At 59.8% G+C, this 26,303-nt stretch carries 18 protein-coding genes and 1 pseudogene; 9 read left to right on the top strand and 10 right to left on the bottom strand.

From position 1 onward, the window contains the following. Positions 1 to 38: 38 nt before the first annotated feature. Entirely contained in the window at positions 39 to 1,625 is a 1,587-nt protein-coding gene (locus HDF15_RS18855) for a DHA2 family efflux MFS transporter permease subunit (RefSeq protein ID WP_184258319.1), read from the bottom strand. Between the two features lie 143 nt (positions 1,626 to 1,768). Between HDF15_RS18855 and HDF15_RS18850 the strand changes: the two genes are divergently transcribed. After that, entirely contained in the window at positions 1,769 to 2,248 is a 480-nt protein-coding gene (locus HDF15_RS18850; protein WP_184258317.1) for a MarR family winged helix-turn-helix transcriptional regulator, read from the top strand. Positions 2,249 to 2,506: 258 nt separating this feature from the next. On the opposite strand, the gene ribA is transcribed toward HDF15_RS18850, so the two are convergent. Both ribA and HDF15_RS18840 read right to left on the bottom strand, forming a co-directional pair. Beyond that, positions 2,507 to 3,124, bottom strand: coding sequence for a GTP cyclohydrolase II (ribA, locus tag HDF15_RS18845; protein ID WP_014264779.1), 618 nt, complete (start codon positions 3,122 to 3,124; stop codon positions 2,507 to 2,509). Positions 3,125 to 3,276: 152 nt separating this feature from the next. Continuing rightward, on the bottom strand, positions 3,277 to 4,164 hold the full coding sequence (locus HDF15_RS18840) for a metallophosphoesterase (RefSeq protein ID WP_184258315.1): 888 nt from the start codon (positions 4,162 to 4,164) through the stop codon (positions 3,277 to 3,279). Positions 4,165 to 4,254: 90 nt separating this feature from the next. Between HDF15_RS18840 and HDF15_RS18835 the strand changes: the two genes are divergently transcribed. The 6 genes from HDF15_RS18835 (at position 4,255) to HDF15_RS18810 (ending at position 11,747) form a co-directional block, all read left to right on the top strand. Then, the gene (locus HDF15_RS18835) at positions 4,255 to 5,343 is read left to right on the top strand and encodes a Xaa-Pro peptidase family protein (RefSeq protein ID WP_260331179.1); all 1,089 of its coding nucleotides are present in this window, start codon (positions 4,255 to 4,257) and stop codon (positions 5,341 to 5,343) included. A gap of 39 nt (positions 5,344 to 5,382) precedes the next feature. After that, the gene (accB, locus tag HDF15_RS18830; RefSeq protein WP_184258313.1) at positions 5,383 to 5,907 is read left to right on the top strand and encodes an acetyl-CoA carboxylase biotin carboxyl carrier protein; all 525 of its coding nucleotides are present in this window, start codon (positions 5,383 to 5,385) and stop codon (positions 5,905 to 5,907) included. 297 nt (positions 5,908 to 6,204) lie between these two features. Beyond that, positions 6,205 to 7,578, top strand: a complete 1,374-nt coding sequence (gene accC, locus HDF15_RS18825) for an acetyl-CoA carboxylase biotin carboxylase subunit (RefSeq protein WP_184258311.1) — start codon at positions 6,205 to 6,207, stop codon at positions 7,576 to 7,578. Positions 7,579 to 7,875: 297 nt separating this feature from the next. Further along, positions 7,876 to 8,511: a thiamine phosphate synthase gene (gene thiE / locus HDF15_RS18820; protein ID WP_260331178.1), complete on the top strand. Its 636-nt coding sequence runs from the start codon at positions 7,876 to 7,878 to the stop codon at positions 8,509 to 8,511. A gap of 137 nt (positions 8,512 to 8,648) precedes the next feature. Continuing rightward, positions 8,649 to 10,097 carry an APC family permease gene (locus HDF15_RS18815; RefSeq protein ID WP_221314514.1) on the top strand — a complete coding sequence of 483 codons (1,449 nt, stop codon included), beginning with the start codon at positions 8,649 to 8,651 and terminating at the stop codon, positions 10,095 to 10,097. Positions 10,098 to 10,130: 33 nt separating this feature from the next. Further along, positions 10,131 to 11,747 (top strand): amino acid permease, encoded by a 1,617-nt coding sequence (locus HDF15_RS18810; protein ID WP_184258307.1) that lies wholly within the window; start codon positions 10,131 to 10,133, stop codon positions 11,745 to 11,747. A 512-nt stretch (positions 11,748 to 12,259) separates the two neighbouring features. Here HDF15_RS18810 and HDF15_RS18805 read toward each other — a convergent pair. The 4 genes and pseudogenes from HDF15_RS18805 to HDF15_RS18790 form a co-directional block, all read right to left on the bottom strand. Further along, a complete protein-coding gene (locus tag HDF15_RS18805) occupies positions 12,260 to 14,995 on the bottom strand; it encodes a hypothetical protein (RefSeq protein ID WP_184258305.1) in 2,736 nt (911 codons plus the stop codon). Positions 14,996 to 15,306: 311 nt separating this feature from the next. Further along, positions 15,307 to 15,960 (bottom strand): annotated as a pseudogene (locus HDF15_RS18800) (ABC transporter ATP-binding protein); the annotation flags it as partial. Positions 15,961 to 16,134: 174 nt separating this feature from the next. Then, complete coding sequence (locus tag HDF15_RS18795; protein WP_184258301.1) at positions 16,135 to 17,523, bottom strand: efflux RND transporter periplasmic adaptor subunit; 1,389 nt, start codon at positions 17,521 to 17,523, stop codon at positions 16,135 to 16,137. Positions 17,524 to 17,901: 378 nt separating this feature from the next. Continuing rightward, entirely contained in the window at positions 17,902 to 19,038 is a 1,137-nt protein-coding gene (locus tag HDF15_RS18790) for an SIS domain-containing protein (RefSeq protein WP_184258299.1), read from the bottom strand. A 360-nt stretch (positions 19,039 to 19,398) separates the two neighbouring features. Here HDF15_RS18790 and agaR point away from each other — a divergent pair, with 360 nt between their 5' ends. Continuing rightward, a complete protein-coding gene (gene agaR / locus HDF15_RS18785) occupies positions 19,399 to 20,199 on the top strand; it encodes a transcriptional repressor AgaR (protein WP_014264792.1) in 801 nt (266 codons plus the stop codon). Between the two features lie 371 nt (positions 20,200 to 20,570). Here the strand turns inward: agaR and HDF15_RS18780 are convergent, their stop codons facing one another. Beyond that, a complete protein-coding gene (locus HDF15_RS18780) occupies positions 20,571 to 22,424 on the bottom strand; it encodes an MFS transporter (protein ID WP_184258297.1) in 1,854 nt (617 codons plus the stop codon). A 44-nt stretch (positions 22,425 to 22,468) separates the two neighbouring features. Next, positions 22,469 to 22,759 carry a hypothetical protein gene (locus HDF15_RS18775; protein ID WP_184258295.1) on the bottom strand — a complete coding sequence of 97 codons (291 nt, stop codon included), beginning with the start codon at positions 22,757 to 22,759 and terminating at the stop codon, positions 22,469 to 22,471. 231 nt (positions 22,760 to 22,990) lie between these two features. Here HDF15_RS18775 and poxB point away from each other — a divergent pair, with 231 nt between their 5' ends. Beyond that, entirely contained in the window at positions 22,991 to 24,715 is a 1,725-nt protein-coding gene (gene poxB, locus HDF15_RS18770) for a ubiquinone-dependent pyruvate dehydrogenase (RefSeq protein WP_184258293.1), read from the top strand. Between the two features lie 270 nt (positions 24,716 to 24,985). Here the strand turns inward: poxB and HDF15_RS18765 are convergent, their stop codons facing one another. Then, entirely contained in the window at positions 24,986 to 26,248 is a 1,263-nt protein-coding gene (locus HDF15_RS18765; RefSeq protein ID WP_184258291.1) for a hypothetical protein, read from the bottom strand. Positions 26,249 to 26,303 lie beyond the last annotated feature (55 nt).

The following is a 26,303-nucleotide window of genomic DNA, read 5'->3' as shown; positions in this document are numbered from 1 at the left end:
CCTGAAAACCCGTCCTTTGGCGATTAAGACTCATCACGCTAGTGTGCCGCCGCCTCTGGTGAAGGCTTTGCCGCTTTGGACGGCAGGCGCATGAGGAAGGGCAGAGGCATCAGCAAGGCGATGGCAGCCGCGAGGACGGCAAAGGCGTTCTTGTAGCTCAGCATGGAGGCCTGGCGAAGCATCTCCTGATAGGAGCTGCCGACCGCGTACTGCGCGGCTCCGAGGGCGCTCATACCATGGGCCCTGGCGGCAGCGGTAATCGTGGCAATGTAGCTCTGATAGCCGATGTTTCCCGGGCCGGTATTGGCGGCGAGCTGTGTCTGGTGAGTCTGCGCAGTGCGCGCGAGGAACGTCGTCAGCAATGCCGTACCGGCGCTGCCGCCAAGGTTGCGGGCGAAGTTCGAGAGACTCGAGATCTGGTTGCTCTTCGAAGCCGGTACGCCGACGTAGTTCAAGGTGCTGATCGGGATGAAGACCAGCGGCAGACCGACGACCTGCAGAGCACGCCAGAGCGTGATGGTGCCGAAGCTGCTGTCGAGCGAGAGGCGCGTGAGGTTGTAGAGTCCTGCGGCGGTGAGGCCATAGCCGATGCAGACGAGCATGCGTGGGTCGAACTTGCTGACCAACCTGCCGGCGACCATCATCATCGCCATAAGGACAAAGCCGCCGGGAGAGAGAACCATGCCGGCGCGTTCGGCGCTGTAGCCCAGAAGCGTCTGCAGGTACTGCGGTATCAGGACAGTCGAGCCAAAGAGAACCATGCCGAGGACGAGCTGCAGAAAGACCGCGGTGCCGAAGTTGCGATTCTTGAGCAGCTTGAGGTCGACGATGGGGTCTTCGTGGTGCCACTCCCAGAAGATGAAGATGACGAGCAGTACGGCGGCGAGGCAGGCGACGGCGGTGATCATGGGATCGCCGAACCAGTCTTTCTCCTGGCCCTTGTCGAGGAAGAACTCCAGGCAGCCGACGCCTGATGCGACGAGGACGAGGCCGGTGAAGTCGATGCGAGCCTTGGAGGCTTCCTTGACGCGTGCTTTCAGATAGGGTGGATCTTCGACCATGCGCGCGCTGAGCCACATGGAGAGAATGCCGATGGGGATGTTGATGAAGAAGATCCAGTGCCAGTTGAAGTTATCGGTGATCCAGCCGCCGAGCGTAGGGCCGATCGCTGGGGCGACGACGACCGCCATGCCATAGACGGCGAAGGCCTGGCCGCGTTTTTCAACCGGGAAGGTATCGGCCAGGATGGCCTGTTCGGACGACGCCAGTCCGCCGCCGCCGGCTCCCTGCAGGATGCGGGCGATGATCAGGAGGGGAAGCGACGGCGCGATGCCGCAGACGAACGAGAAGATGGTGAAGATGGCGACGCAGGTGAGATAGTAGCGCTTGCGGCCGAAACGATTGGACAGCCATCCGGAGATGGGGAGTACGATCGCGCTGGAGACGAGATAGCTGGTCAGGATCCAGGTGGCCTCTTCCTGTGAGGCCCCGAGCGAGCCGGCGATGTGCGGCAGGGCGACATTGGCGATAGAGGTGTCGAGCACCTCCATAAAGGTCGCCAGTGTGACCGTGAGCGCGATGGCCCAGGGATTGTATTTGGGTTTCCAGGAGGAGTCGTATGCCATTGAAGGGTTCGCAGCGGGTGTATCGGAATAAAAAGGGTTTGAGCGGTGTTCTTTCAATGAAACCGCATTGCGTAAGTGCTACTGAGCCGATGCTTGTAAAATCACTATATCAGCTTGCTGATATAGAATAACAGGAAGCTGATATGAAGTCTCCGAGAAAAAAAGCATTGACGATGCAGCAGTGGAAGGAACCCTTCGAGCGCATCACGCAGGTCAAGCGCGTGCTGCTGGGGTTTCGCAGCCTGCTGGACCAGGAGCTGCAGCCTTTGGGCATTACGGCGGCTCAACTGCGTCTATTGCGCGCGGTGCAGGACGCTCCCGGAATCTCGGGAGCGAAGCTGGCGGATATCTGCTCGGTGACTCCGCAGACCGGGCAGCAGTTGATGATGAAGCTGGAAGCGAACGGCTGGATTACACGGGAGAAAAACCCGGCGAATGAGCGCGTGCTGCTGGCCCGCCTGACAAAGAAGGGCGAGAAGATGTTGCAGCACGCACGGGCGATTGCCGAGGTGGCGCATCACAAGCTCTGGCAGAGGATCGATCCCGCGAAGCTGGCGGTGTTCGATGAGGTGCTGGCGATTAGCTGTGAGAATTTGAAGGGGCTGGAATTGGTGGGGGAGTAGGAGCTGTTGCTTTTTGTCTTTGCTCTTGCTTTTCTTGCTTGTCATTCCGAGCGGAGCGAGTGAACCTGCTTCCTCCCGTTCTTCGGTTCGAATCACCCAAAAGACTTTGGGCAGAACTAGAAGGCCAACCTTTATCCCAGCGCATAGCTTTTTCGGAAGTTCTGGCAAAAAACGGGAGACAGCAGGTTCGCTCGCTGCGCTCGGAATGACAAGCAAGAAAGGCAAAAGCGTCGTCTTCTACCTTCAGCCGTAATCGCCTTAAACGATCAGGTGTCCCATTCTCTCGCGCTTGGTCTCCAGATAGCGTGCGAAGGTCGGTTCGCTGGGGATGGCTGCAGAGACCCGTTCAACAACCTTGACTCCTCCTGCTTCCATCGCCGCGATCTTCTCCGGGTTGTTTGTCATCAGTCGCACCGCGGGAACCTTCAGGTATTTGAGGATCTCTGCGGGCAGTTCGAAGTGGCGGCAGTCAGCTTCAAACCCAAGCTGCTCGTTGGCTTCGATGGTGTCCAGTCCCTGGTCCTGCAACTCATAGGCGCGAAGCTTGGCCATCAGGCCGATTCCACGGCCTTCCTGCTGCTCATAGAGCAGAATGCCCGAACCCTCTTCGGTGATCTTTCCGAGTGCCAGGTGGAGTTGGTCATGGCAGTCGCAGCGGAGCGAGTGGAAGACATCCCCGGTGAGGCATTGCGAGTGGATACGCACGAGAGGCGGTGCGGCGTGGATATCGCCCATCACGAGCGCGACGGCGCTTTCGACTGCCTTGCGCGAGGGGTCGCCAGGCAATGTGAGACCTTCAAATCCAAGGATGCGGAAGTGTCCCCAGCGTGTGGGGAAATCTGCATCGGCGACCTTTTGAACACTAGCGAACGGCATAGGCTGATTCTATAGATTCGCGTAGCGTGTATTCGGATTCAACGCGGTCGCTGACAAAGAACTGACAAAGAACTGACGAAAACGAAAAGAGCCGGACTTTGCTAGGGTCGACATCGCAAAACCTGGCCCTTCCACGTGCTTCGAGTCAGGGCTCAGGCTCGCACCAGAGTCAATTCTGTCAGCTCTGAGGGGCAGTTCAGACGGAAGGGCAGACCTACCGTACCGACACCGCGATTGACGTAGAGCTGCATATGCCCGAAGTGAAAGAGGCCTTCGACATACTTCTTGCCCATCGGCGGCAGGATGAGTGGGCCGAGGATGGGCAGGCGCACCTGTCCGCCGTGGGTGTGTCCGGAGAGCATCAGGTCGATCGAGGGAAAGCGGGGGTGCTGCACGACCGTCTCGACGAAGTCAGGCTCATGGGCCATGAAGATGACCGGCGCATCGGCCATCGGCGGGATGGCCATCTCGAGATAGCAGTGTGAGGTGCCGGGGTCGCAGGCGCCGCTGAGCCAGAAGTGGTCCTTGCCGCGCTCGATGGGGATGTAGCTGTCCACAAGAACGGGGGTCCCATGGGCCTCGAGTGCCTGGATGACACGCTCGGAGCTGACGGAGACGTCATGGTTGCCGAGAATAGCGTAGCGCTGCGGGCAGGTGAGGCCGGTGAGAATCTCAGCGCACATGCCGGCGGCGTTGTAAGCGACCGAGACATCGAGGGGGCCCTTACTGACGAAGTCGCCGGTCAGGAGGACAAGATCAGGCTTGAGCAGATTGGTGCGACGGACGAACTCCTCGAGAAAGTAGGCCTCGGTGTACTCCTCCAGATGAATGTCGCTGATCTGGACGATGCGGAAGCCCTGAAAGGCGTCGGGCAGTTTCGTGATGGGGATGTTGCGCTGAACGAACTCGATCTGGTGGCGGCCATGGGTTCCGGCATAGGTTGCCACACCGAGACCTGCGGCGGCGCTGCCGATGAGGAAGTTTCGGCGAGTGATGCGCTGAGCTTCTGCGCGTCGAATTCGCGCCGGTCGATGAACCATAGTTCATGATAACGGGGTCGATTGGGAACAACCAATTACTGAGACGCGGCATTGCTGTTGTGGGTAGGGGGAAGGGTAGAATCGAAGAGAATGAATCAACTCAAGAGACGGCGAGCAGCGATGCGGATCGCGGCAACAGCGGGGATGGACGCCCTGCTGGTGACGCACCCCCCAGATGTTCGCTATCTGACAGGATTTACAGGCTCCAACGGCGCGCTGGCCTTATCCGGCGGGCGGGCCTGCCTCTTTACGGATGGCCGCTACAAGACACAGGCCAAGGCCGAGGTGAGCGGGCTTCGTGTCGTCGTCGAGCAGAAACCCGCCACGGCGCTGGCAGCGGAGTGGCTTGCCGTCTCGGGCGCAAAGCGCTGCGGCTTCGATGCGACGCAGACAACCGTGGCGGCCCTGGAAAAACTTCGCAAAGCCTTGCCCGTGAAGCTGCGCCGTGCCTTTTTTGCTCCGGTGGAAGGCCTTGTCGCCCGGCTGCGCGAGGTAAAGGATGCCGACGAGCTGGTGTTGGTACGCCGCGCTGCGGACCTCGGTTGCAGCCTCTTCGAAGGTGTTCTGGAGCACGTCGTAACGGATGCGACCGAGGCCGAGGTGGCTGCGGCGCTGGAGTTCAAGGCGCGTATGGGTGGGGCCGAGGCGATGAGCTTCGAGACGATCATTGCCAGTGGAGAGCGGTCGGCGTTGCCGCATGGCCGTGCGACCACGGCCAAACTGCCTCGCCGAGGCTTTTGTACGATGGATTTCGGGGTGTTGCTGGACGGTTATTGCTCGGATATGACCCGTACTGTGCACCTCGGCAAGGCGAGCCAGCGCGAGTGGGACGTGTATCATTCGGTGCTGGAAGCCCAACAGGCCGCGGTTGCGGCTGTAGCTCCGGGCGTAAGCTGCGGCGAGGTCGACGAGGCCGCGAGATCGGTATTGCGGCGAGAGAAGCTGGACAAGTTTTTTTCGCACTCGACGGGCCACGGCGTCGGCCTGGAGATTCATGAGGGGCCGAGGCTGGCGGCGAAGCAGGAACAGGTGCTCGAGGCTGGGATGGTTGTGACGATCGAGCCGGGTGTTTATCTGCCGGGTGAGTTTGGCATCCGCATTGAAGATATGGTGCTGGTGACACAAACCGGTGGCGAGGTGCTGACGGCGGCAAGCCCGAAAGCATGGATAGAGTTGTAAAAGTAGAGATTTAAGACTGAAGTAGAGGAGTTGAAACGAATGGACGGAAATGATCTGAAGGAATTGCGCGAGCTGGTCGAGTTTTTGAAGGCCAGCGGTGTCGAAGAGTTCGAGATGGAGCGGCCGGACCTGAAGGTTGGGTTGAAGTTTGCGGGCGAGACCCCGGTAGCGGCTGCTACTCCTGCGGGCTTTGACATGGCGCAGTTAGCCGCCCTGATGGCTGCCCAGCGCGGTAGTGCTCCGGCACCGGCTGCGGTCGCGGCTCCTGCCGCAAGTGCCCCCGCCGCGGTTGTACCTGCGGCTGAGGTCGATCCGCACGCGGGCGCGCATATCGTGAAGTCGCCCATCGTCGGCACGTTCTACGATGCTCCCTCTCCGGATGCCGAGGTCTTTGTAAAGGTCGGAGACCAGGTCGAGGCAGGCAAGGTTCTCTGCATCGTCGAAGCGATGAAGCTGATGAATGAGATTGAGTCTGACGCTGCGGGCGAAATCGTGAAGGTGTTGGTCAAGCCTGGGCAGCCGGTGGAGTATGGGCAGCCGCTGTTCGCGATCAAGGCGCGGTAGGTGCTTGCAGAGGCAGTTTTACTGAGGGCTGGCTAATATGAGTAAGACTTGTTTTGAAAGGTGTGGCCTTCAGGCCACACGGAAACAGGCACTTCAGCGGACGGCTTTAGCCGCTGAGGGATTCTTGAGCCAGGGAAATATTCCCTCAGCGGCTAAAGCCGCATTCCCGTGGTGACGTAGGCGGCGGGACTGAAGTCCCGCCCTTTCAAAGCAAGGGCAAAAGCAGATTCCCTGCGGGAATGACAAGCAAGAGAACAACGACAACCAGAAAAGCAACGACAAGACCAAGGGCATGGAATGATTCGTAAGGTACTGATTGCAAATCGCGGAGAGATTGCATTGCGCGTTATCAGCGCGTGCAAGGAGATGGGCATCCGCACGGTGGCGGTGTACTCGGAGGCCGACCGCAACAGCCTGCACGTGCGGTTCGCCGACGAGGCGATCTGCATCGGGCCGCCCAAGTCGGCGGACAGCTATCTCAATGTGCCGGCGGTCATCTCGGCGGCGGAGATTGCAGGCGCGGACGCTGTGCACCCGGGCTATGGTCTGTTGAGCGAGAACGCCAACTTCGCTGAAGTATGCCGCGCTTCGAACATCAAGTTCATCGGGCCTCCGCCGGAGGTCACGCGCATGATGGGCGAAAAGTCCACCGCGCGCCAGACGATGAAGAAGGCCAAGGTGCCGATTCTGCCCGGCTCGGACGGCATCGTTGCGACCGAGGGCGAGGCGCTGGAGTGGGCGCAGTCAATCAAGTATCCCGTAATCCTGAAGGCCGTTGCAGGCGGCGGCGGACGCGGCATGCGTATTTGCCGCAGCAAGGAGGAGCTGCCCGCGCTGTATCAGCAGGCCTCGACCGAGGCGCTCAATGCGTTCGGCAACGGCGAGCTGTACATGGAGAAGTTTATCGAGCGGCCCCGGCACATCGAGTTCCAGGTGCTGGCCGATGAGCATGGCAATGTGATGTCTCTGGGCGAGCGCGAGTGCTCCATTCAGCGGCGGCACCAGAAGCTGATCGAAGAGGCCCCAAGCCTGCAGATTACGCCCAAGCAGCGCGAAGAGATGGGCAAGGTCATCAAGCGGTCGCTCAAGGACATCGGCTACTGGAACGCGGGCACCATCGAGTTCCTGATGGACGAGGACGGCCAGATCTACTTCATCGAGATGAACACGCGCATCCAGGTGGAGCACTGCGTCACCGAGATGGTGACGGGGGTAGACCTCGTCAAGGCCCAGTTGCGGATCGCATCGGGAGAGAAGCTCAGCGATATCGTGCCGAAGCAGCCTGAGATCATCGGCCACGCCATCGAGTGCCGCATCAACGCGGAGCACCCGGAGAAGTTCACGCCGAGCCCTGGCAAGATCACGGTCTACAACGTGCCCGGCGGTAACGGTGTGCGCGTCGATACGGCGCAGTATGCCGAGGGCGTCGTGCCGCAGTACTACGACTCTCTGATCGCGAAGCTGATCTGCCACGGCAAGGATCGCGAAGAGGCGATGAACAAGATGCAGCGCGCGCTAAGCCAGTTCGTGGTGCAGGGAATTCATACGACCATTCCTCTGCATGAGAAGATCTTTGCCGATGCGGAGTTCCGTTCGGGGGCGTTCGATACGAAGTTCATGGAACGGTTCCTGGAGCGCGAGAAGGATCGGTTGAAGGCAGAAGCGAAATAGATTTGTTGCTTGTTTCGCTTTTGCACTTGCCTTTCTTGTTGTCATTCCGAGCGGAGCGAGGAACCTGCTTCCTCCCGTTCTTTGCCTGTGCCGCCATCATTGTTATGGGGTGGCACAGGCTACGTGTTTGCAGTTTTGCCTGCAGGTTTTCTGGGCAGCATGAACGAAAAACGGGAGGAAGCAGGTTCCTTGCTGCGCTCGGAATGACAAGCCAGAAAAACAACGACAACGGCAAAAGCAACAGCAGATTCCCTGCGGGAATGACAAGCCAGAAAGGCAAAAGCAAAGGCAAGGCGTTTGCCAGACCGTAAGATGACCCCGCTCTACCCCATCATCGACAAAGAAACCCTCACCACCCGCGGCGTACACGTCGCGGACTTTGCACGCGAACTCCGCGATGCAGGGGTGACGCTCCTGCAATATCGCGACAAGACCGGTACCCCGCAAGAGATTCTGCAGACCGCCGCGGAGATTGCAGCGGTATTCGCGGGAGTGGAGGCCACGCTGATCCTGAATGATCGCGCAGACCTCGCGGCACTGGCCGGCTGGAACGGCGTGCATGTGGGACATCTCGACCTCCCTCCGGCGGCGGTGCGGCGCGTTCTGGGTGCGGGACGCATGATCGGCGTCTCGACGCATAACGACGAGCAGGTACGTGTGGCGGACGCGAGCGAGGCGGATTACATCGCGGTGGGGCCGGTATTTGCGACCTCGACGAAGCTGGATGCCGAGCCGGTGGTGGGACTCGAAGGAGTACGACGAGCGCGAGCGCTGACGGCAAAGCCCATCGTGGCGATTGGTGGGATTAACCGCGAAAATGCAAGGGCTGTGATCGAGGCCGGAGCGGATTCAATCGCGGTCATCGGAGGCCTGTTTTCCGGTGGCGAGAGCCCTTGCAAAGTAGCGAGAGACTTTCTCGAGTTTTTACGGTAGGTTTGGGGTACGTGAAAGCTGAGTCATTCAACGCTGGGACCATCGCAAGCCTCTCCACCGCATCGGCAAAAAGCGCCGCTGCTGGTCGGGAAAACACTCCCGTAGCCGCCTCTTCCGCTCCGAACTTCGTGCAGGGGATGGGGCTCTTTTCCGCTACCGCCATCGTGATGGGCTCGATGATCGGGTCGGGCATCTTCATTGTTCCGGCGGACATGAGCCGCGTACTTGGCTCGCCCGCACTGTTGATTGCGGCGTGGCTGGTAACGGCGGCAATGACGCTGATCGGCGCCCTGAGCTACGGCGAACTCGCTGCCATGATGCCCAAGGCCGGCGGCCAGTATGTCTATCTGCGCGAAGGACTGGGGCCGATCTGGGGCTTCCTCTACGGTTGGACACTGTTCCTGGTGATCCAGACCGGAACGATTGCGGCGGTTGGTGTGGCGTTCGGCAAGTTCCTCGGCGTGTTCTTCCCGGGAGTGAGCCAGAACCGCTGGCTGTTGCACATCGGCAGCGGCAACATTGGATTGAACACGGCAAATCTTGCCGCCATAGCTGTGATTACGCTGCTGACCTTCACCAATACCCGTGGCGTGAAGCTGGGCGCGGCGGTACAGAACATCTTTACCAGCGCGAAGGTGCTGGCGCTGCTGGGGGTGATCGCGGTCGGTGTCGTCGCCAAGAACGCCGTTGCGATTGCCGCGAACTTTGGCGCGAACTGGCACGCCTTCTTTGCGAACGCGGGCTGGCATACGCAGCATGCGGTGCAGGTCGGCGTCGGCGGACCGATTGAGTATGTCGGCATCTTTACGGTGATTGCGGTCGTGCAGGTGGGGTCTCTGTTCAGCTCTGACGCCTGGAATAATGTGACCTTTACTGCGGGCGAGATCCGCAACCCGAAGCGCAATCTGCCGCTGTCCCTGGCGCTGGGGACGGGTGTCGTGCTGCTGCTCTATATCCTCTGCAACTTCGTCTTCCTCAGCGTGCTCCCGATGGTGGGTTCGGCGAGCGCGACGACGCTGGCGGGGCGGGGAATCCAGTTCGCCTCCGAGGACCGTGTAGCCACGGCAGTAATGCAGTCGGCCTTCGCCGGAATCGGCGCGAAGCTGATGGCGGCGGCGATCCTGGTGTCGACCTTTGGTTGCGTGAACGGAATGCTGCTGGCGGGCGCCCGGGTGTACTACGCCATGAGCCAGGACGGGCTGTTCTTCAAGAGCGTCGGCAGGCTCGACGAGAAGACGAAGACTCCGGTGAACTCGCTCTGGATTCAGTGGGCCTGGACCTGCCTCCTGTGCCTGAGTGGAAGCTACGGGCAGTTGCTCGATTACGTGATCTTTGCTGTACTGGTGTTTTATGTGCTGACGATCGTGGGGCTGTTCAGGCTTCGCCGGACGCGCCCTGATGCCCCACGGCCCTACCGGGCGTTTGGCTATCCTGTGCTTCCGGCTCTGTACATCGTCATGGCGTTGTGGATTTGTGTTGTACTGTTGCGATACAAGCCGCAGTACACATGGCCCGGGCTGCTGCTGGTGCTGCTCGGTGTGCCGGTGTATTGGATTTGGACAAGGCGAGCCGCGAAGGCCGCCTGAAGATAACGAGTTATACGGGAGATAGAACGGCGGATGGCGAATCTTTTTGCGAAGAAATCCATGAACGTGCTGATGGCCGAGGCGGGAGCCACGGGCGAGGGAACCCTCAATCGCTCACTCGGGCCATTTCAGTTGACGGCGCTCGGTGTCGGCGCTGTCATCGGCGCGGGCATCTTTGTGCTGGCGGGCCTGGGAGCCCACTATGCCGGCCCCGGCCTGATGCTGTCGTTCGTGTTGAGCGGTTTGGGGTGCGCCTTCGCGGGACTTTGCTATGCGGAGTTTGCGGCCATGATTCCCCTGGCCGGATCGGCCTACACCTATGCCTATGCGACGCTCGGAGAGCTGGTCGCATGGATCATCGGCTGGGACCTGACGCTGGAATACGCCATGGGCGCGAGCACGGTCAGTTCGGGCTGGTCCAACCATTTCATCGAGATGCTGGAGATCTTCCATATCCGGTTCCCGCTGTGGCTGGCCTATGACCACTGGACTGCGCTGGGCGTGGCGGTGGATAACATCGGGCGGCAGGTCATGGCCTCCAACTATGCTTCACTCGTTCCGGGAACGCAGGAGTACATCGTGCAGCTCGGTGCTCTGAAAGCTGCCCCGACAGCCGACATGCTGGCGAGAGCGCATGCCTTTCTTGGAGCTCCTGTGTTGTTCGGCCGCGAGATCGGCCTGAACCTGCCGGCCTTCCTGATTGCGATGGTCGTTACGACAGTGCTGGCGATCGGCATCCAGGAGTCGGCGAGATTCAACTCCCTCATCGTCGTGATCAAGGTCGTGGTGGTCCTGTTTGTTCTGGGATTGGGTTCACACTATGTCCACCCGGCAAACTGGGGCACCTCGTGGCACTCGTTTGCGCCGTTTGGATTTGCGGGTATCGGCGCGGGCGCAGCGTACATCTTCTTTGCGTATATCGGCTTCGACGCGGTCTCCACGACAGCTCAGGAGGCGAAGAATCCGCAGCGCGATCTGCCCATCGGCATCATCGTCTCGCTGATTCTTTGCACGTTGCTGTACATCGGCGTGGCGGCTGTACTTACCGGCATGGTGCCGTGGCAGCAGGTCAATATTGAGGCCCCGATTGCTCGTGCGTTCCTCGACCGCGGATTGCCGTGGGCGAGCGATATCATCACGGCGGGCGCGCTGGCTGGATTGACGAGCGTGATGCTGGTCATGATGCTGGGCCAGACCCGCGTGCTGTATGCCATGGCGAACGATGGTTTGTTGCCCAAGAAGTTCTTCGCCGAGGTTCATCCCAGGTTCCGCACGCCGTTCAAGAACACCTTCCTGGTGGGAACGATTGCAGGTGTCGTGGGTGCTCTGACGCCGATCGACGATATCGGCAAGATGGTGAACATTGGAACGCTGCTGGCGTTCGTGATCGTATGTATCTCGATCATCGTGCTGCGCAGGACGGACCCGGACAAGGCGAGACCGTTCCGCACGCCGTGGGTTCCGTTTATTCCTGCCCTGGGTGTGCTCTTCAACGGCTACATGATGATCAAGCTGGGCTGGGTCAACTGGGCACGGCTGGTGATCTGGCTGGCCATTGGACTGGTTGTGTACTTCACCTACGGACAGAAGAATAGCCGTGTACAGCGGGGCTTGCTTCCGGGGGAACTGGATTCACCCATCAAAGAATAGATTTTGAGATAAAGCACGCAGAGAGAAGAGCCAGGATTCGCCGCGATTGACGTGGTGGATTCTGGCTTTTCTCTTTGTATCGGTCGTAATCTTCGTGGCGGCAAGAACTGGAAGAGCATGGTTGAAGAAAGTGCTGCAAATCATGTTTCGTTAAGGGCACGACTGAAGAGGCTGCGGAAAAACTCTTGGATGGGAAGAGAGTTTTGATCTTTAGGGCCAACGGCCCGTTTCATACCAGCCTGGGGTGGAGCGCAGCAGCGAGCGGTTTCTCGCTCGCTGCAAGCGTAGCCCCAGGTACAGGGTTCACAAGAGAGCAGAGGGCTGTAAGCCCGATTCATAGTGCCTGCACAGATGAGTCGGGCTTACAGCCCTCAACTTCTTCTCCTGCGCCTAACCTGGGGCGACGCTCCCCGAGCCACCACGCTTTGCGTGGCGACCCTGGGTTCACTTTGCCCCAGGCTGGTATGAGACGGGCCGTTGGCCCTAAAGGTCCAGAGCCAAAACCCAACGCCTTACGCCGCTCCCTTGGGCGTCTTGCTCTCCGCGTGGCTTGCGCTATGGGAGTGGGACGAGACAGTTGGCGGTGTAGGGGCCACCGTCGGGACTATCGCTGGGTTGATCGGCGTGGGGTCGTCGCGAAGATGCAGGAAGATCGTCGACGCCGCCGGATGCGGCAACGTCAGGCTTGATCCGGTATAGCCATCGGGGACGGAGATCGGAGACGTGAAGGCCGGATCGATAGAGATCGACTCGACGAGGAAGAGATTGGTGCCGTTCAGCGTGCAGGGTAGGGCTGTATCGACAGGGCATTGCAGACCCAGGAGCGTAGGCAGGCGGACGAGCGTCCCCAGGGGGAACCAGTCGCTCATCGGAGCGTCCGGTTCGGCTGGGGGCTGGTCTGTGGTAATCGAAGCCAGGGGCGCGGTGTCCGGCTCGTTGCTGCGGTGCTCGTGCGTGGTCGCCGGAAGCGGATAGACGGAGCGCATCCGCAAGGGGCCAAAGGCGCTGGGGCCGAAGGAGCGCAGCGGGTCCAGCGTGGCGACGACGGTATGAGGGTCCTGCAGCAGCAGGCCGCCCGAAGGCGCGAGCGTCAGCACTGTGCGCAGCGTGCCGTCCAGTGTCTCGATCTCGATCTGGCCGTTGCGGGGAAAGGGTGCGGGGCTCTTGAGCGTGAAGCTGACAGGCTGGGAGAGCGGGAGGTCGTTCGCGTCACTGAGCGAGATGGTGGCGTTAGGTGTCTCCGAAAGGAGGCTCTTGCGCAGCAGAGTGATGACAGGCCGGGCCTGGGCTACGACCACCGGGATCGACAGGACGCGGCCATCGTGCAACTCCACGCGGGCTGTAAGGTGATCGTCGGTATGTGTAGGAGGTGCGGGGGCATCGGCTGCCAGGGAGAGACGCAAGGTGTTCGGGGAGACCTGGCTGTCTGCGCTGGGTGTGGGCTGGAAGCTGAGGTCGCCGAGTTTCAGCTTGTCCACCTGGGACAGGCTGGTGCCATTCAGGATGAGGGACCGGTCCCCGGCATGCAGCTCGATGGAGGCGATATGCGCCGGTTCCGAGAAGGTGCGAGCGGCGATGTCGTCGGCCTTAGGCTGTCCATACTGCTGGATGGCGAGATGCAGATCTCCGGGAGTCTCTGTGTGCTGCAGAGGCATCGTCAGGTTGAGCAGGTTCGGATCCTCAGGTCCGGGCGAGTGTTCGAACGCGATCGCCATATCGGTGGTACTGCCGTTGGGCTGCGCGGTGATGGTGTGGACGCAGGCGCTTCCCGTCGAGGAGACCTGGAGTTGCGTCGAACGGCCGGCGATGAGGCTGGAGGGAACGGCCTCGGAAGACTTGACGATGTGCCAGCCTGCCCCCGGAAGCTGCTGCAGCCCGACGGTGGGCCCGGTGAAGGGATCGAAGCCCCAGCGGCCCTGGATGGTGCCGGTGAGCAGTACGGGCTTGGGTTGCGGTTCCGGAGCAGGTGCCTTCTCAGGTGCGGGCTTGACGTCGGCGGAAGGGGCTGCCGGAGCTGCAGATCTGTCAGGATCGGGTTTGAGCAGCTTGGGGTCGTGCAGCTCCCGGTGATGGATCGGCGTCTGCTGCAGGACCAGGCCGCCCTGGTAGGCGTCGGGGATGAGCGGAATGTCGGGCTCGGCGGGAGATCCGGGCGGCGTATTCAGATGGAGCACGATGTCGTGTGCGAAGTCGGTAGAGAAGACCAGCGGCGCGCCTTCGATGGGGAGCGAGACGGACGGTTTAATCAGGCAGGCGACATAGTTCGCATTCGCGGAACGCAGCGGGGGAGGCACGGCGGCCTGTACCGAGGGGAGTCCGATGACCAGCACCGACTTGGGGTTGTGGAAGGACGGCGGTGTGTTCAGGCGCAGGTTCATGGCGGCGTCCTGAGGGAAGGCAATGGCTGGGATGTACTGGTATTGGGCGGTGTGCAGGGTGCCCATGAGGCGGATGACGTCGACAATGGCTCCCACGTAGGCGGAGTAGAGCCCTCCGCCGGCCACGCCAACTGTGCTGGCCTGGTTGATGAGATCGGAGCCAGGGCCGTTGGAGAGCGCGGAGGCGATGTTCTGGCCGTGGCCATCGTCGAGCAGGGTCTGGGTGCCGGTCTGGGTGAGGCAGGTGAACTGGGTATCGATCGGCCGCTTGAAGCAGTCGGGATTGGGCTTGAGCGCCAGCGTGCGGGCCAGCAGGTCGGAGTGCTTCTGGAGGGCTTCCGGGTCGGAGGGAGGAACGCGGCGGATGGAGGCGAGGTACTTCTCGATACGGGCCTGTTCGAAGCCTGCTTCGGCAAGATCCTGCGAGGCGCGGACGAAGACCCCCGGACGGCCCTGGACGGCGGAGCGCAGAGTGGAGAAGTCGCCACCGGTCTCCGGAGCCATAAAGAGCACGGCCTGTTGTGCCTCGGCGGGAACGGTCACGAAGACACCTTCCTGGCGGACCTTCTTGTCCCAGGTCTCGATGCGGATAAACCAGCTCTGCGGGGGAGGGTTGGTGGTTCCGCGCAGGAAGACGCAGATAAGCAGGTACTTAACCGACTGGGTGGGGGGCAGATCGGGATGCAGCCAGATCTTGTCGCCGGGCTGGAGATTGGGAACAATCGCGATCGGGAGGGTTTCATTGCCGCGGGTAACGCGAACATCGATACGGGGCCCGACGAGGTCGAAACGGCCATCCGCTGCGTGCAGGGGGCGCAGGAGAGAAAGCAGTAGAAACGGCAGAAGAAGCAGTCGCGCGCGTTTGACCATACTGCTAGTTTAGACGCGTGTCGTGAGGGTTACAGGTGTTTGGGGTAGTGAACCGAGAGGGTACAGGGGTGGGGTTGGAAGCAGATTCCCTGCGGGAATGACAAGCAAGAAAGGCAACAGCCAGCTCGAACTGGCTGCTACGCTTTTTTAGGGTTCTTGCTCGGACTCGCCTTTTTTTCAGAAGTGTTCGGCGTCGCTTCTGTCGCGGGAACGCTGGGACTTGCCTCTTTTGCAGGAGTGCTCGAACTTGCTGTAGGTATGCTCGGATTCTCTGCTTTCGGGCTTGTCTCTTTTGCCAGCAGGCCGGCGGCAGCCTTTTTCCCCTTGGTGCTGAGGCTGTCGGTGGCGACCGAGCCATCGCGGATGCTGATGATGCGGTGCGCAAACTCGGCGATGTCCTGTTCGTGCGTAACCAGCACGATCGTATTGCCTTTGGCGTGCAGGTCGTCGAAGAGCGCCATGATCTCGACCGAGGTCTTCGAGTCGAGGTTACCGGTAGGCTCGTCGGCCAGGATGATGCTGGGGCGATTGACCAGAGCGCGCGCAATGGCGACACGCTGGCGCTGTCCGCCCGAGAGTTCGTTCGGCTTGTGCATCATGCGTTCGCCGAGATTTACGGACGTCAGCACTTCCTTGGCGCGCGCGATGCGTTCCGCCACCGGCGTTCCGTTGTAGATCAGCGGAAGCTCGACGTTGTGCAGCGAGGTGGCGCGCGCCAGCAGATTGAACGTCTGGAAGACGAAGCCGATCTCCTTGTTGCGGATGCGTGCAAGCTCGTCGTCGTTGAGCTGCGAGACATCGTGGCCGTTAAGCCAGTACTTACCCTGCGACGGGGAGTCGAGGCAGCCGATCAGGTTCATCAGCGTCGACTTGCCCGAGCCGGAGGGGCCCATGATCGCCACGTACTCGTTGTGGCGGATACGAATGTCGACACCGCGCAGCGCGTGGACCTGCTGGTCGCCCATCTCGTAGGTCTTCCAGAGGTTGTCCGTAACGATGACGTCACCGGGATGAGGACCATCGGCATTGGCGCCGATACGGTCCGGCGCGGGGGGAACTACGGGTGCGGTTTCGATGGCCATCAGGTGTCTCCGGAGATACAGAACGAGATTCAGGTTGCGAGATACAGACTACGAGTATCAGCTAGATGAATTATCGTCTGTCGCCGTCTGGAGGGTGGTGTCGTACTTGATGGCGGTCCCGCTCTTGAGCGTTCGCAGGACCTTATAGCGGCCGGTGACGACCTCGTCTCCATTCTTCAAACCGCTCAGGACTTCGATATCCGTCGCCCCTGTGACGCCGGTGGTGATCGGAACGAACTTTACCCTGAGCCGGCCGTTATCCTGTACCACGATGTAAACACCCTGGGTCAGATTGGACTTGGTGATCGGACCGCCTGCCGCTCCTTCTTTGCCGTGGTTGTTGAACAGGGCCTTTTCGGAAGCAAGATCGCGCTGTACCAGCGACTGGATGGGTACGGTCAGGGTGTTGGGCTTGTGCGCTGTCGTGATCTTGGCCGTGCAGGAGAGACCGGGACGCAACTCGTCGCTTGTCTGGTCGAGTGTGACGATGACCTTGAAGTCCTTGGCCTCTTCCGTGCCGGTGGTCGACTGCGAGGTGGCGAGGCCGGTGGTGCGCAGCAGCGCCTGGTCGCCGACTTCGGTGACGTGGCCCTTGAAGATCTTGCCGGGCAGGGCATCGACGGTTACGTCGACGGGCTGGTTCATGGCGACGTTGACGATGTCCGTCTCGTCGATCTTGACCTCAGCGGTGATGACGCTCATATCGGCGAGGGTCATCAGGGTAGAGCCTTCGGCGTTCTGGATGCCGGTTACGACGGTCTCGCCCTCACGGATGGGAACGTTGGTTACGAGCGCATCGAAGGGCGCGCGGCTCTGGGTGAGACCCAGGCTGTAATCATTACCCGCCAGCGTGGCGATAGCCTGATCGACGTGGCCGCGTGCGGAAGAAGTCTGCGCCCTGGCCTGAGTGAAGCTGGCGATGCGTTGCTGCAGTGTCGCGGCAGAGACGTCATACGCGGCCTTCTTGGCGTCGTAGTCCTGCTTGGCGATGAGCTGATCCTGGTAGAGGCTCTTGGCGCGATCGAAGTCGAACTTCTTCTGTTCGAGGTCGGCCTTGGCCTCGTCGATGTTGGCGCGCGCGGTCTTCTCGGCTGCGATGTTGCTGTCGACGTCTGTTCTGGAAGAGGCGATGGCTGCCTTCTGCGCATCGACGGCGCTGGCGGGCTGCGCGCTTTCCACGGTGGCCACAAGCTGGCCGGCCTTTACGTGGTCTCCCTCTTTTACGTAGAGGTGCGTGACGCGGCCAAAGGCCGTCGCGCCGACGTTGACGCCCGTCTTGGGCTTGATCTGGCCGGTGCCGCTGACCGTCGCGATGAGGTCCTGGGGCGCAGCTTTGCTGGTAGTCACGGCGGTGACGCTGGAGCGGCTTTGAATAATGGTGCCCGCAACAACGCCTACCAGAAGCAGGAAACCAAGGACGATTAGGGCGATTTTCTTCAGGCTCATCGTTAAGTTTTCTTTTGGCGCTTTCTTCGGTGGCGCAATTTTGGCACGACCCGGATAGGTTTGGATCCGGAGTGAGATACGTTGAGCGATGGCCTCCGGTTCCGTCCAAGGCACAAAGGACGGTTACCGGCTGGCGTCGCAAGAAAAGGTCCTGCTGTGCTTTCCATAGATGATACCAGTGAGTGCAGCCTATGGAATCGCCGGAATAAGTCAATTAGATGAATGGATTGTGAGTAGTTCGCCGACCTTGTTTTGCGGCCAATCCAAACTGCAAACGCCGAGTGCGCGAAGGACGCCAGGTTGACGCAAAGGAAACTCTGCGCAAACTTGGCGTACTCGGTGCACTCGGCGTTTGCAGTTTAATGCCAACCCTGGCGATTATTCCGCGAGAACGGCCTTCGTCAGATTGCGCGGGTGGTCCACGTCGATTCCGTTATTGATCGCCATGAAGTAAGCGAGCAGTTGCAGGGTGATCACCTCCAGCATGGGAAGCAGAGCCTCGCGTGCTGGCTCGACAAAGACCACATTCGTAGCCAGTTCGGCCACTACTTCGTCACCTGTATTGGCAATGGCCAGAATGTTCGCGCCCTGCTCCCGCATGTCGCGCATCAGTTGCACGATCTTCTCGTAGCGCTGCACCGACTCCGAGTCGTTGCGGTCTACCGTTGCAATCATCACCAGCGGCGTTCCTTCGCTCACCAGCGCATTCGGCCCATGCTTCAGTTCGCCGCTGGGATAGCCTTCCGCATGCAGATAGGCCGATTCCTTCAGCTTCAGCGCGCCCTCGCGGGCTATTGGATAGTGCACACCGCGGCCCAGGAACAGGAAGTTCTTGGCCGTCTTGTACCGCTCCGCAATCGCCCGGACGGAGCTCTCCCACTCCGGCAACTGTGCCTTCACGCTTGCCGGCAACTCGCGCAGTTCGGCGAGCCGTACCTCCATCTCGGCGGCATCGAGCACTCCGCGCGACTCCGCCGCGAGTAAGGACAGAAGATAAAGATTCAGCAACTGTGCGGTGAAGCTTTTGGTTGCTGGAATCGCCCGTTCGCGCCCGGCCTCGGTCGGGAAGGAGACCGTTGCCTCCTTCGCCATCGTGGAGCTTGCAACGTTGGTGATCGCCAGGGTCTCGTGCCCCGCCAGCTTGGCCTTGCGCAGCGCGGCCAGCGTGTCCGCGGTCTCGCCTGACTGCGATACCACCATCACTACCGCATCCCCAAGCGCTGTTTCATTGCGGTAGGTGTATTCGCTGGCGTACTCCACATCGACATGGATACCGCTCAGGTCTTCAAAGAAAAGCTCGGCAGCCAGTCCGGCATGACGGCTGGAACCGCTCGCGGCAATCACGATCTTTCCGCTGGCCTTCTTCAGCCAGATCCGCAGCGGGGCACAGGTCTCTGCACGAAAGCCTTGCGCCTCCACATAGCTGTTCAGGGTGGCCTTCAAGGTCTCCGGCTGTTCATGGATCTCGCGCAGCATCCAGTGCGCATAAGGAGCGGGGCTCTGTGTTTCCGGCATGGTCTTAATCCCTCACGATCGCGTTTGCTGACAAAGTATATTTCGTTTTATTTCGTTTATCAGTCTAATTTCATGATAAATGAGGATGTGCAGGCCTGTATAGGGAAATATAGGTTTCGCGGGGGCTTTGCGGTTCCCAAATCCTGTCTGGAAGGAGGAACTACCAGCGAGAAACAGGGCTTTCGCTTTGAAGAAGACGTAGGGTTTGCTTTCGTGTCCTCCGGACTATAGCAAATTTCCTGTAGGTGTATAGCAAAACTGCGATATTGATGGCCGTTTTTCCCCAGAAAACGGCACTGCACGCCCGATTCAACTTCTCAGTAACAGGAAGTTTGCTCTACAAGTTATGATGGGTAACCCATGCGAAAGTCCAAAACTCCCATTCCATCGAATACGGAAGGTCTTCTGATCGGAGAACGCCGGCAGCGGATGCTCGATCTCATCCAGCGCAACGGCCGGGTGCTCGTCTCTGAGCTTTCGGATGTCTTTGGTATCTCGCGGATCACGATTCGCAAGGACCTCGACTATCTGGAATCGAAGGGACTGTTGCAGCGCAGCCACGGCGGGGCCCTTCCGCGCAGCAGCGTGCTGGCCGATCCTCCGCTCAAGGCCAAGGAGCAGCACCAGCTCAAGGAAAAGCAAAGGATCGCCGAGGCCGCTGTAAAGCTGGTCGAGGAAGGGCATTGCGTTCTTCTGGACTCCGGTACGACGACCACGGCCATCGCCCGCGCGCTCACGGCGTTCAGCAGCCTGACCGTGGTTACCAACGCCGTCAATATCGCGACCGAACTGGCCGGCACGGACTTCGACGTGATCCTGACGGGTGGAACCTTGCGCAAGAGCTCGTTCTCTCTTGCCGGGCCGATCGCCGAAGACATGCTCCGCGAGATCCATGCCGACATCCTGTTTCTGGGCGTGGATGGCTTCGACGCCAAGGCAGGCCTGACGACTCCGAATGTCCTGGAGGCCCGCATCAATCGGGCGATGGTTCACGCCGCCGAAAAGGTGGTGATGGTATGCGACTCCACGAAGTTCGGACGGCGAAGCCTGTCTCTCATCGTTCCGGCGGACGCGATCCACACGGTGATTACCGATACGAACCTTTCCGAGGATCAGGCGGAAGCGATCAAGGCTCTTGGGGTGGAAGTCATCCTGGTGTAGCTTGCTATGGGCTGGACATCCCATTGCGCGAAGCGCGTTCCCCGATGCTTCAGCATCGGGGAGTCGGAGGGAGCCGTAGCCTTTAGGCTACGGAATTTAGGCCTAGCCAAGATGCGGCCTTTAGGCCCGGGCCTTCTTTCGGCTGCTGACAAAAGGCCCGGGGCTAAAGCCCGATTCTCGCCTGCCCCTTATTCCGTAGCCTAAAGGCTACGGCTCCCTCCGCCCCGCAACGCTAAAGCGTCACGGGTTGCGCTTCGCGCTGTGGGGAACGTCCCTGTCTTCGACGGTAAATAAACTCAGTCGACAATAAATAACCGACCTAAGAATCTACATAGCCCGTACCTCAACCTGTGAGGCACGGGCCATACCTCTTACGCTTTTCGTGGCGCTTCGAAGTAAGCCTCGATCTCTTCCAGCGTCTTGCCTTTGGTCTCCGGAAGGAAGAAGGTTACGGTCAGCAAATAGACCACCGTAAATCCGGTGAACAGGAAGAACATCGAGGAGTAGCCGTACTTGCCGACGACAGGAAGGAAGATTCCTGCAAGCGTGGTTGAAACCATCTGGTTGATCACGAGGGCAAAGCTCATGCCATTGGAGCGAATGCGCGTCGGCATTAACTCCGATAGTGCAAGCCAGACGCAGACGCCGGGACCGACCGCATAAAAGGCGATGAAGGCGTAAAGACAGAGGGCCACTAACCAGCCGTGTGCCGCATTGGGCACGCTGCCGATATTGGCACGGCTGATCTTCAAGGGCGCAGTGCGAGCGGTATCGAGATCGGCGAAGGGGTTTTGGAAAAAGGCTTCCACTTTGTTATCGGGCAAGGTGCTTTCACGCGTGATTTGAATGGGCGCTGCAGCTGTATCGTCGGAGCGCACGAACTCTGTGGTTGCCGTGAAATCGCCATAAGAGTAGATCACCGACATTGAGGCTTGCTCGCTCTGAACACCGTCGCCGTGGTAACCGCTGGCAGAGAGAAGCTTTTTCGCTTCGGCCACGTTGAACGGAAGTGTCAGGGTCTGGTTCGGAGCCACCATGGCTTGAACCGTATCGCGGCAATCCACGTTCAGCTTTTCCGTCTTTAGGAACAGCACTCCGACACAGATCAGAGAGACGATAATTCCGGAGGTGCCGAGGATGAAAAGAAACTTGCGCCCTTTGCGATCTACCAGAGTCATCCCGACCATCGTCATCAGGAAGTTGACGATGGTGAAGAGGACGTAGCCCCAATGCGCGCGAACGTCGGACAAACCGCTCTGCAGCAGGATGCTGGCGTTATATCCAATGATCGAATTGATTCCCGTTGCCGTGTTGCAGAAAAGAATGACGCAGGTCAGAACAAAGGGAACCAGGTATTTCCTGCGCAGAAGGGAGTCCTTGATCTCTTTCCCGGTGGAAGGCTGTACCTTGACGGCAAGCGCAGCCTGTTCCATCTCTTGCAGTTCAATCTTTGCTTGTTCAGGGCTGCGCGAACGAAGCAGCGATGCGAGCGCACGGTCTTTCTTGCCGCGTTTGAAGAGCCAGCGCGGGGACTCGCCAACGAAGAAGCTGCCAATCACAAAGAGGATGCCCGGAGGCAGACAGGTCCAGAAGATACGACGCCACGCCTGGTTCTTGAATGCAAGAACAGCCGCCGCTTTGGCCGCCTCGGCCACTGCCGTGTTGGCTACGGCGGCGTTGGCCACGGCAGCTACGCGATAGCTGTAGTAGGTGCTGATCAGGGCTGCCAGAACGAAGCCGAAGGTGAGGAGCCACTGAAAGGCTCCGGTTCCTTTGCCACGCTTCGAGGCGGTAAGACACTCTGCCAGATAGAGCGGAATGACGATGCCGATGAATCCTCCGCTGACGCCCTGCAGAAGCCGTCCGAAGAACAACGGCCCGTATCCATGCGAGAGCGCAATCATCGGAATGCTGACCACAAAGGTGACCCCGCTCAGGATCATGAGCGGCTTGCGTCCCATCCAGTCGGCAAGCAGGCCTGCAAACATGGTTGAGATCACGGTTCCCAGGAGTACGGCCGCGACAATAATGGAAAGCTGACTGGGGTTCAGGTGAGAGGTAGCCTGGAGATAGGGTAGAGCCCCGGCAATAATGCCGACATCGACTCCATACAGCAGTCCACCCAGGCCTGCGACGACCAACAGTAAGCGGTTGTAGGTGTCGTTGCCAGGGGTGGCGTTGCTATCGGGAGCGTGGAACGTGGATGCGGGAGCTACATAGGGCATGGAACACTACCTCCAACAGATTCAAGCACGGGGCCGTCGAAATATCATATCGTTTCGGTTCCTCGTACTTCCTGCTCTCCGGCCTGCTTTGGCAGGTATTTTGCCAATTTCTTTCTGCAACAGGCCTGGCAAAGGGCCAAGAGACGCCCAAGGGCCTGCGGGGCATCTGCTTGAAGGTGAATCGAAATATCTTTATATTTCGTTTTACTTCGTAATGTGGCTTTGTATTTTAGTGCCTCAGGATTTATAAGTGCAGGCTCACCGGAGGAAAACTGCCAAGGATATGCCATCGATTTTCTTTCGTAGCGTGCAAACGTTTCGTAGCGTGCAAACATGTTGCTGTGGCACGAATCGGAAGGGCACGGTTTCAACCGTGCCGCAAAACGGCGAACCGAAGACTTACACCGCTCTGCCGAAGGCTGGAGTGCAGGCGTAGCCGTAACGACTGAATTGCTTTCTTTGCCTGAGGCAAACCAGGCTGGCCATCGGCACGAATTTTTGCAGCATCGAACCGCATATCCGGCCAGAATCACAATCGGAGAGCGAAACGACAAGGGGATATTCAGATGGCAAGGAAAGTGGCGGAAGTCTTTGTAGATACGTTGGTACAAGCGGGCGTAACTCGTGTCTACGGCGTGGTGGGCGATTCCTTGAATGGGCTCACGAATACCATCCGGCAGAACAAGGCGATCGAATGGCTTCATGTGCGGAATGAAGAGGCCGGGGCCTTCGCGGCCGGCGCGGAAGCCCACGTTACCGGGAAGCTCGCTGTCTGTGCCGGAAGCTGCGGCCCCGGCAACATGCACCTCATCAACGGGCTCTACGACTGCCACCGTAGCCGCGTCCCCGTACTGGCGATTGCGGCCCAGGTGCCGAGCCAGGAGATCGGCAGCGGCTACTTCCAGGAGACACACCCCGAACATCTGTTCAAGGATTGCAGCTACTACTGCGAGATGGTATCGCAGGCCGACCAGATGCCGCGCGTCCTGGGGATCGCGATGCGCACGGCCATCGCCAAGCGAGGAGTGGCCGTTGTTGTGATCCCCGGAGACGTCCTGGCGCGCGAGTGTTCTGCCGCAACGCTGGCTCTTGGCATTCACGACTCCGCTCCGCTCATTCGCCCCTCCGACAACGAACTCCACCAGGCGGCGGACCTTCTCAACGGAGCGCAGAAGGTGACGATTCTCGGCGGCGCCGGCTGCGAGGGCGCGCATGGCGAGCTGGTAGCTCTGGCGGCCAGGCTCAAGGCTCCCATCGTGCATGCCCTGCGCGGCAAGGAGTTCATCGAGTACGACAATCCCTACGATGTGGGAATGACCGGCCTGCTCGGCTTCTCCTCCGGCTATCACGCGATGATGAACTGCGACGCGCTGCTGATGCTTGGCACAGACTTTCCGTATCCGCAGTTCTATCCGAAGAAGGCGAAGATCCTTCAGGTCGACCTGCGCGGCGAGCAGATTGGGCGCCGTACGCCGGTCGATCTTGGCCTGATTGGTAATGTGAAGGATACGCTGGACGCGCTGACTCCTCTCTTGCAGGAGAAGAAAGACCGCTCCTATCTCGACATCTGTCTCGACCACTACAAGCAGACTCGCAAGGGGCTCGACGACCTGGCGACAGGCGAGCCGGGCCGTACCCCGATACATCCCCAGTTCGTCGCCAAAGTTGTCGATGAGCTGGCGGCGGACGATGCTGTCTTCACCTGCGATGTCGGAACGCCGACCATCTGGGCGGCGCGTTATCTCCACATGAACGGCAGGCGCCGTCTGCTGGGCTCTTTCATTCATGGATCCATGGCGAACGCTTTGCCGCAAGCCATTGGAGTGCAGGCCTCTCATCCAGGCAGGCAGGTGATCAGCCTCTCCGGCGACGGCGGTCTGGCGATGCTGCTGGGCGAGGTGTTGACGCTCCGCCAGCTCAAGGCTCCGGTAAAGATCGTGGTCTTCAATAACAGCAGCCTAGGCTTTGTCGAGTTGGAGATGAAGGCCGCGGGGCTGGTCGACTATGGCACAGACCTCGTCAATCCGAACTTCGCACAGTTAGCGGAGTCCGCCGGAATCTTCGGTGTGCGCGTCGAAAAGCCAGAGGATCTGCGCTCTGCTGTTTCACGTGCCTTCGAGCACGATGGACCCGCCCTGATCGAGGTGATCGTGAACCGGCAGGAACTCTCCATGCCTCCATCGATCACGGCCGAGCAGGCTCTTGGCTTCAGCCTCTACATGGTGCGTGCGGTCTTTAGCGGACGTGGGGACGAGGTAATCGATCTCGCCAAGACCAATCTCATTCGCTGAGGAGTTGTGGGGAGTTTTTGCTTTTCTGGTTGTCATTCCCGCAGGGAATCTGCTTCTGTTGTTGCCGTTGCTTTTGCTGTTGTTTTTCTGGTTGTCATTCCGAGCGTAGCGAGCGAACCTGCTGTCTCCCGTTCTTCGTTTGGATTACACGCATAGTGAGTAAAGGCAAGAGGGTTAGCTGTACCAGAACGAGCTAAACGGGAGGAAGCAGGTTCGCTTGCTGCGCTCGGAATGACAACCAGAAAAGCAAAAACAAGTTCACAGGGGCAATCAGCCGTGGGGATGAATCGCCACCACATCTGCCTGCAGCGGCACGCCGCCACTCATCTTGATATGCAGAACAGCCTCAAAGGGAACCAGGGCATCGCCCGGTCTCTGGACGATCTTCGCCAACTGCTGGGCGTTGCCCGGATTGCAGACGAACTCTACGGCAGCCTGCGTGCCGTTGGTCGTCAGCCCTGTGAAGATGGCGATCCGCGTTCCGGGTTCGAGTCCGGGAACGGAGGCGATGATGGCATACTCCTCATTCGCAGACGAAGGCTTGAAGCTTGCGGGCTCGCCCTGCAGCGGATGGCGATTGGCGATGAACCCCTGGTGATCGCTATCGAGGTCGATGGCAAAGTCGAGGTTCGTCTTCAGATCCTGTAACGCACTGTTCTGGCTCGCGGCCCCGATAAAGATAAGGTTGTGAGACTTCGCCTCGTCCCACGTGACCAGGCGGCTGCGCTTCAGAATGAACTCCGCATGGTGGGCATCGAAGACATGCGTCAGGTCGCGAATCGCCGAGGCCTCACCTGTTCCCGTGTAGGTGTCATCGTCGACATCGTTCAGCGATCTCTGCACGCCGGAGGTCACCAGTCGCATGCCGGTATAGGGCGTACCCGTGAAGAGGGGATTGCTGTAGATGACCAGGGGCGGCGCTCCCTGCAGGAAAGGCTTCCAAAAAAGATTGGTGCTGGAGTTGTGTTCCAGATGCGGGTTGCGTGCCCAGGCGAATCCCATGAGGATACCCAGGGCCATGCAGGCGCAGGCTATCGCCGTCCAGGTCAGCGGCCAGTTGCGAGATCGCGGAGGAGAGACGATTGGCGCGGCTACTTCGTTGAGGCTCCTGAAGTCGGAGGATAGGGACTCCTCCGGCTGTCTCTCCTCTTCAAGCGGCTGGGGCTCCGGCACAGCCGCGGCTGAACGGAAGACGGGCAGGTAGTGACCCCTCGGAATTTCGAGGGTAAGGTCTTCTTGATCTCCCACTCTCGCGAAGTAAGCAGTCAGCTTGATTCTTAGTAGGCGCGCTTGTGACCGGACGATGCTGTCGTCGCTGGAGTTATAGCCAGGAGGGCGATCGAAGACATGGATGCCGATCTGCTGCTCTGTGGCTTCTTCCGGTGTTCCACGCAGGGAGCAATCGACTACGTAGAGGAAAAATCGACACAGCTTGCGAGAGGATTTGAGTTCGGGGCTTGCAACAATCCGTTGAGCCAGTGCCCACTCGGGTCTTTCGGAATATCTTTCGTCTAATGAGTTGCTTACAGCCATAGGCCCCGCAAGAATACAACGGTTGGTTCCATCTGATTTTACCCGTCAAATAGTA

The organism is Granulicella mallensis, assembly GCF_014203225.1.
Classification (GTDB): Bacteria; Acidobacteriota; Terriglobia; order Terriglobales; family Acidobacteriaceae; genus Granulicella; species Granulicella mallensis_A.
Note: the sequence above shows the minus strand (reverse complement) of the source record. Positions and strands in the feature narration are given on the sequence as shown.

Coding starts and splice junctions, on each gene's coding strand:
- HDF15_RS18850 (WP_184258317.1), top strand. CDS start 1,769: ATGAAGTCTCCGAGAAAAAAAGCATTGACGATGCAGCAGTGGAAGGAA.
- accC (WP_184258311.1), top strand. CDS start 6,205: ATGATTCGTAAGGTACTGATTGCAAATCGCGGAGAGATTGCATTGCGC.
- HDF15_RS18765 (WP_184258291.1), bottom strand. CDS start 26,248: ATGGCTGTAAGCAACTCATTAGACGAAAGATATTCCGAAAGACCCGAG.
- HDF15_RS18775 (WP_184258295.1), bottom strand. CDS start 22,759: ATGTTTGCACGCTACGAAACGTTTGCACGCTACGAAAGAAAATCGATG.
- accB (WP_184258313.1), top strand. CDS start 5,383: ATGGACGGAAATGATCTGAAGGAATTGCGCGAGCTGGTCGAGTTTTTG.
- HDF15_RS18790 (WP_184258299.1), bottom strand. CDS start 19,038: ATGCCGGAAACACAGAGCCCCGCTCCTTATGCGCACTGGATGCTGCGC.
- HDF15_RS18780 (WP_184258297.1), bottom strand. CDS start 22,424: ATGCCCTATGTAGCTCCCGCATCCACGTTCCACGCTCCCGATAGCAAC.
- poxB (WP_184258293.1), top strand. CDS start 22,991: ATGGCAAGGAAAGTGGCGGAAGTCTTTGTAGATACGTTGGTACAAGCG.
- HDF15_RS18815 (WP_221314514.1), top strand. CDS start 8,649: ATGGGGCTCTTTTCCGCTACCGCCATCGTGATGGGCTCGATGATCGGG.
- HDF15_RS18810 (WP_184258307.1), top strand. CDS start 10,131: ATGGCGAATCTTTTTGCGAAGAAATCCATGAACGTGCTGATGGCCGAG.
- HDF15_RS18835 (WP_260331179.1), top strand. CDS start 4,255: ATGAATCAACTCAAGAGACGGCGAGCAGCGATGCGGATCGCGGCAACA.
- agaR (WP_014264792.1), top strand. CDS start 19,399: ATGCGAAAGTCCAAAACTCCCATTCCATCGAATACGGAAGGTCTTCTG.
- ribA (WP_014264779.1), bottom strand. CDS start 3,124: ATGCCGTTCGCTAGTGTTCAAAAGGTCGCCGATGCAGATTTCCCCACA.
- HDF15_RS18805 (WP_184258305.1), bottom strand. CDS start 14,995: ATGGTCAAACGCGCGCGACTGCTTCTTCTGCCGTTTCTACTGCTTTCT.
- HDF15_RS18795 (WP_184258301.1), bottom strand. CDS start 17,523: ATGAGCCTGAAGAAAATCGCCCTAATCGTCCTTGGTTTCCTGCTTCTG.
- HDF15_RS18855 (WP_184258319.1), bottom strand. CDS start 1,625: ATGGCATACGACTCCTCCTGGAAACCCAAATACAATCCCTGGGCCATC.
- HDF15_RS18840 (WP_184258315.1), bottom strand. CDS start 4,164: ATGGTTCATCGACCGGCGCGAATTCGACGCGCAGAAGCTCAGCGCATC.